4 protein-coding genes, 4 tRNA genes and 1 pseudogene are annotated in these 5,168 nt (G+C 49.1%); 2 read left to right on the plus strand and 7 right to left on the minus strand.

Going from position 1 to position 5,168, the window contains the following annotated elements; genetic code table 11:
* From tuf to OGV85_RS02825, 5 genes are all read right to left on the minus strand, one after another.
* On the minus strand, nt 1–1,097 hold a 1,097-nt coding region (gene tuf, locus OGV85_RS02805; RefSeq protein WP_118262821.1), incomplete at its 3' end, for an elongation factor Tu.
* A gap of 118 nt (nt 1,098–1,215) precedes the next feature.
* Nucleotides 1,216–1,291 (minus strand) — tRNA-Thr (locus OGV85_RS02810).
* A 5-nt stretch (nt 1,292–1,296) separates the two neighbouring features.
* Nucleotides 1,297–1,371 (minus strand) — tRNA-Gly (locus OGV85_RS02815).
* Between the two features lie 114 nt (nt 1,372–1,485).
* Nucleotides 1,486–1,570 (minus strand) — tRNA-Tyr (locus tag OGV85_RS02820).
* 8 nt (nt 1,571–1,578) lie between these two features.
* Nucleotides 1,579–1,654 (minus strand) — tRNA-Thr (locus OGV85_RS02825).
* A 19-nt stretch (nt 1,655–1,673) separates the two neighbouring features.
* On the opposite strand from OGV85_RS02825, the pseudogene OGV85_RS02830 reads away from it, so the two are divergent.
* Both OGV85_RS02830 and coaA read left to right on the plus strand, forming a co-directional pair.
* A pseudogene (locus tag OGV85_RS02830) lies at nt 1,674–1,754 on the plus strand (hypothetical protein); the annotation flags it as partial.
* Nucleotides 1,755–2,044: 290 nt separating this feature from the next.
* Complete coding sequence (gene coaA / locus OGV85_RS02835) at nt 2,045–2,995, plus strand: type I pantothenate kinase (RefSeq protein WP_003031107.1); 951 nt, start codon at nt 2,045–2,047, stop codon at nt 2,993–2,995.
* Nucleotides 2,996–3,026: 31 nt separating this feature from the next.
* On the opposite strand, the gene birA is transcribed toward coaA, so the two are convergent.
* Nucleotides 3,027–3,989: a bifunctional biotin--[acetyl-CoA-carboxylase] ligase/biotin operon repressor BirA gene (gene birA, locus OGV85_RS02840; RefSeq protein WP_003031105.1), complete on the minus strand. Its 963-nt coding sequence runs from the start codon at nt 3,987–3,989 to the stop codon at nt 3,027–3,029.
* Nucleotides 3,986–5,014: a UDP-N-acetylmuramate dehydrogenase gene (gene murB / locus OGV85_RS02845; RefSeq protein ID WP_003031102.1), complete on the minus strand. Its 1,029-nt coding sequence runs from the start codon at nt 5,012–5,014 to the stop codon at nt 3,986–3,988. Before murB ends, birA begins: the two co-directional genes overlap by 4 nt.
* Nucleotides 5,015–5,168 lie beyond the last annotated feature (154 nt).

Raw genomic sequence — 5,168 nt, forward strand, 5'->3', positions numbered from 1 at the left:
GGGTGGATCAGGGTAACAACCATTTTGATGTTGTCGCCCGGCATTACCATCTCTACGCCTTCCGGCAGTTCGATGGTACCAGTCACGTCAGTAGTACGGAAGTAGAACTGCGGACGGTAGCCTTTGAAGAACGGAGTATGACGGCCGCCTTCGTCTTTGGACAGAATGTACACTTCAGATTCGAACTTGGTGTGCGGCTTGATAGAGCCCGGCTTAGCCAGTACCTGACCACGTTCGATTTCTTCACGTTTGATACCACGCAGCAGAACACCAACGTTCTCACCAGCACGGCCTTCGTCCAGCAGTTTGCGGAACATTTCAACGCCAGTACAGGTAGACTTAGCAGTCTCTTTGATACCAACGATTTCAACTTCTTCACCAACTTTGATGATACCGCGCTCTACACGACCGGTAACAACGGTACCACGACCGGAGATGGAGAATACGTCTTCGATAGGCAGCAGGAACGGCTTGTCAATCGCACGCTCTGGTTCTGGGATGTAAGAATCCAGGAAGCCAGCCAGTTCGATGATTTTCGCTTCCCACTCTGCTTCGCCTTCCAGCGCTTTCAGAGCAGAACCACGAACGATCGGAGTGTCGTCGCCCGGGAAATCGTACTGAGACAGAAGTTCACGAACTTCCATTTCTACCAGTTCCAGCAGCTCTTCGTCATCAACCATGTCGCATTTGTTCAGGAACACGATGATGTACGGAACGCCTACCTGACGACCCAGCAGGATGTGCTCACGAGTCTGCGGCATCGGGCCGTCAGTCGCAGCAACAACCAGGATCGCGCCATCCATCTGCGCAGCACCGGTGATCATGTTTTTAACATAGTCGGCGTGGCCCGGGCAGTCTACGTGTGCGTAGTGGCGAGTCGGGGTGTCATATTCAACGTGAGAAGTGTTGATGGTGATACCACGAGCTTTTTCTTCCGGCGCGTTATCGATCTGATCGAATGCACGAGCAGCACCGCCGTAGGTTTTAGCCAGTACGGTAGTGATTGCAGCGGTCAGCGTTGTTTTACCATGGTCAACGTGGCCGATAGTACCGACGTTAACGTGCGGTTTAGTACGTTCAAATTTTTCTTTAGACATCGATTGTCCCTCTAAGACACGGATAAATCGGTGATATCACCACATCAACCAGGCAATATACCTGAGCTGTTGAATGCTTTTAAAAGTAAACAGAGAGAAACGGGAAGGAGAAGTGAAGTGGTGCTGATACCCAGAGTCGAACTGGGGACCTCACCCTTACCAAGGGTGCGCTCTACCAACTGAGCCATATCAGCACGTCTGGAGCGGGCAGCGGGAATCGAACCCGCATCATCAGCTTGGAAGGCTGAGGTAATAGCCATTATACGATGCCCGCATCCTGAAACTCGGCTACCCAGTTCTTTCTGTAACAAAAAAGAGATTTCTCTCTTTTCTGTTCGAGCTGATTAATTTTTTAATCAACTCAGGCGGCGATAACGCTGCCAGAAAGTGGTGGTGGGGGAAGGATTCGAACCTTCGAAGTCTGTGACGGCAGATTTACAGTCTGCTCCCTTTGGCCGCTCGGGAACCCCACCGGACTTGATGGTGCCGACTACCGGAATCGAACTGGTGACCTACTGATTACAAGTCAGTTGCTCTACCTACTGAGCTAAGTCGGCATCAAGTAGCGCGCATTTTATGGAGACATGCGCACTCATGCAACTAAAAAATTGCATAAAATGTTCTATCGCTCACATTTTGCACTATGCGACCGATAAATAATCTATTTCTTCTTTGGATTGGACAAATTTCCAACGCAAGGTGCCACCTCAGGGAGGAATTTTGCTCCAGCATGCACGCGTCGATAGAGAGAAAGCACATCTTTATACATCTGGAATACCCGTCACATTGCATTTCAGAGGATGATTTTTTCTTATTATTCCCCTCCATCTGGTGTTACCCTCCTGCCCATTGTCCAAATTAACTGAAATGTGTGTGCCATTGCGTACCGGGGATGATTTCGTTTTTTACCGCAGACCTGATATAGCAATGACAGCCAGACCATGCGTATGAGTATAAAAGAGCAAGCGTTAACGTCGCCTTACCTACAGTTTGATCGCAACCAGTGGGCTGCGCTTCGTGATTCCGTGCCGATGACCCTGACCGAGGAAGAGATTGCTCGTCTTAAAGGCATTAACGAAGACTTATCGCTGGAAGAAGTTGCCGAGATTTATTTGCCTCTCTCGCGTTTGCTAAACTTTTACATCAGTTCAAACCTGCGACGTCAGGCAGTGCTGGAGCAATTTTTAGGCACGAATGGCGAGCGTATTCCTTATATTATTAGTATTGCTGGCAGCGTTGCCGTCGGTAAAAGTACGACAGCGCGTGTTTTGCAGGCCTTACTCAGTCGCTGGCCAGAGCATCGTAAGGTTGAATTGATTACTACCGATGGCTTTCTCCACCCTAACCAGGTATTGAAAGATCGTGGACTAATGAAGAAGAAAGGCTTCCCCCAGTCCTATGATATGCATCGCTTGGTTAAATTCGTTTCCGATCTGAAATCAGGCGTACCTAACGTCACGGCGCCGGTCTATTCCCATCTCATCTATGATGTGATCCCTGATGGCGACAAAACCGTTGCCCAGCCCGACATATTAATACTCGAAGGGTTAAATGTATTACAAAGCGGGATGGACTATCCTCACGATCCACATCATGTATTTGTTTCTGACTTTGTCGACTTTTCTATTTATGTTGATGCGCCAGAAGAATTACTCCAGACGTGGTATATCAACCGCTTTCTGAAATTCCGTGAAGGGGCGTTTACCAACCCGGACTCTTATTTCCATAACTATGCAAAATTATCAGAAGATGAGGCTATCAATACTGCCACATCGCTATGGAAAGAAATTAACTGGCTGAATTTAAAGCAAAACATTTTACCAACACGTGAAAGAGCCAGCTTGATTATGACTAAAAGCGCCAATCATGCCGTTGAGCAAGTCAGGCTACGTAAATAAATAAGAAGGGGAGCCTCAGCTCCCCTTCTTATTATTCAGCACTTCTCAGCGATATTTCTCCACCCATCCAGGGTTTGATCTCGCCATTTTGTTCAAGCAATAATGCACCTTGCGCGTCTATTCCACGAGAGATACCAAATATTTCTTTATCACCAATAATAAGTTTTACCGGGCGGTCGATAAAGTTATCCAGTTTCTTCCAGCGAGACAGATACGGAGCTAAACCTTCGTGCTCAAAGAGCACCAACGCAGCGCGCAACTCACGTATCAGTCGGGCAGCAAGAGTATTGCGGTCAATGTTAATGCCCGCTTCCTGCAGGTTAATCCAGCCTTGATTAACCACATTTTCTTCAACCCGGCGCATGGACATATTAATACCCGCGCCAATAACAATTTGCGCGGCATCACCTGTCTTACCAGTGAGTTCTACCAGGATCCCTGCCAGTTTACGGTCGAGTAAATAGAGGTCGTTGGGCCATTTTACACGGACTTTATCCGCACCCAGATCGCGCAAAACCTCAGCCATGACGATACCAATCACCAGACTCAGACCAATTGCAGCGGCCGGGCCTTGTTCCAGCCGCCAGAACATCGAGAGGTATAGGTTAGCACCAAAGGGAGAGAACCATTTACGTCCACGGCGGCCGCGCCCGGCCTGCTGATATTCAGCGACGCAGGCATCCCCTGACTCCAGCTGACCTATTCGGTCCATCAGGTACTGATTGGTTGAGTCGATAACCGGCAGGACAGTGATATTTCCACCATCCAGTTGAGAATGAATAAGTGAGGCATCTAATAGTTGGATAGGCTCCGGTAAGCTGTATCCTTTACCAGGAACAGTAAAGACATCAACCCCCCAGTCGCGCAACGTCTGGACATGCTTATTGATTGCGGCACGGCTCATTCCCAACGTTTCACCGAGCTGCTCACCGGAATGAAATTCTCCATCGGCCAATAATGAAATAAGCGTCAGAGGGACGGTATTATCCTTCATGCAATGATCTCCACAGCATTCATTTCACCCTGCGGACCAATAAACCGGACCTCTGGTTCGAGCCAGACATTAAATTTCTCACCGACTTTTTGGCGCACATGGTGTGCAAGTTGCACTACATCCTGACTCGTCGCATTATCTGCATTGATCAGCACCAGTGCCTGCTGCTGATGTACCGCCGCGCCACCAATGCGCATACCTTTTAGCTGGCACTGATCGATAAGCCAGCCTGCTGCCAGTTTCACAGAACCATCAGCCTGCGGGTAATGAGGTACTGTTGGGAATTTAGCCAGGAGCTCCTGCGCAATATACCCATCGACAACAGGGTTTTTAAAGAAGCTACCCGCATTACCGTTTACTTTCGGATCGGGTAGTTTTGTCGTGCGCATATGGCAGACAGAATCAAAAACCTGCTGAGGTGTTACTGTTGTAGGATCCAGACGCGTCAAGTCACCGTAAGTCAAAACGGGCTGCCACTGTTTAGGTAAGCGCAGACCAACGGCTACAATTGCGAAACGATCCTGGTATTCATGCTTGAAGATGCTGTCACGGTAACCAAAACGGCATTCTGCTGCGTTAACGCGCAGATGTTTGCCAGTCGCAAGCTCAACGCAGTCTACGTATTCGCAGACGCGCTGCAGCTCTACGCCATAGGCACCAATATTCTGGATTGGCGATGAACCCACGCAGCCGGGAATGAGTGCCAGATTTTCCAGGCCTGGCATGTTGCGCTCCAGCGCATAGCACACCAACTGATGCCAGTTTTCACCCGCGCCTACGTGCAAATGCCACGCATCAGGTTGCTCTGTAATCTCAATACCCTTAATACGATTGACGATCACCGTACCCTGGAAGGTATCAAGAAACAGGACGTTACTCCCTTCGCCCAGAATCAGTACTGGATGATGCGATGCATTGGCTGATTGCCAGGCATTCAGTAATTGTTGTTCATTTTCGGCGCAGACAAGTTCATTCGTTTGCTGATCGATACCGAAGGTGTTCCAGGCTTTAAGGGAGTGATTCATAGACGCTTTCCTGATGCAAAATCGCGCCTAGTTTACCGCATATACTGCAGAATGGCTTGTGTTATGGAGGCTCAGGATATTGCTTTGCACCCGATGGTGCGGTGTCGTGATCTGCCTGATGCGCTGCGCTTATCAGGCCTGCACAATACGTTCA

This window comes from Citrobacter sp. Cf132 (genome assembly GCF_030333885.1).
Taxonomy (GTDB): domain Bacteria; phylum Pseudomonadota; class Gammaproteobacteria; order Enterobacterales; family Enterobacteriaceae; genus Citrobacter; species Citrobacter freundii.

Bases quoted from the DNA above. Each gene is read 5' to 3' on its own strand.
- coaA (WP_003031107.1), top strand. From the start codon at position 2,045: ATGAGTATAAAAGAGCAAGCGTTAACGTCGCCTTACCTACAGTTTGAT.
- birA (WP_003031105.1), bottom strand. From the start codon at position 3,989: ATGAAGGATAATACCGTCCCTCTGACGCTTATTTCATTATTGGCCGAT.
- murB (WP_003031102.1), bottom strand. From the start codon at position 5,014: ATGAATCACTCCCTTAAAGCCTGGAACACCTTCGGTATCGATCAGCAA.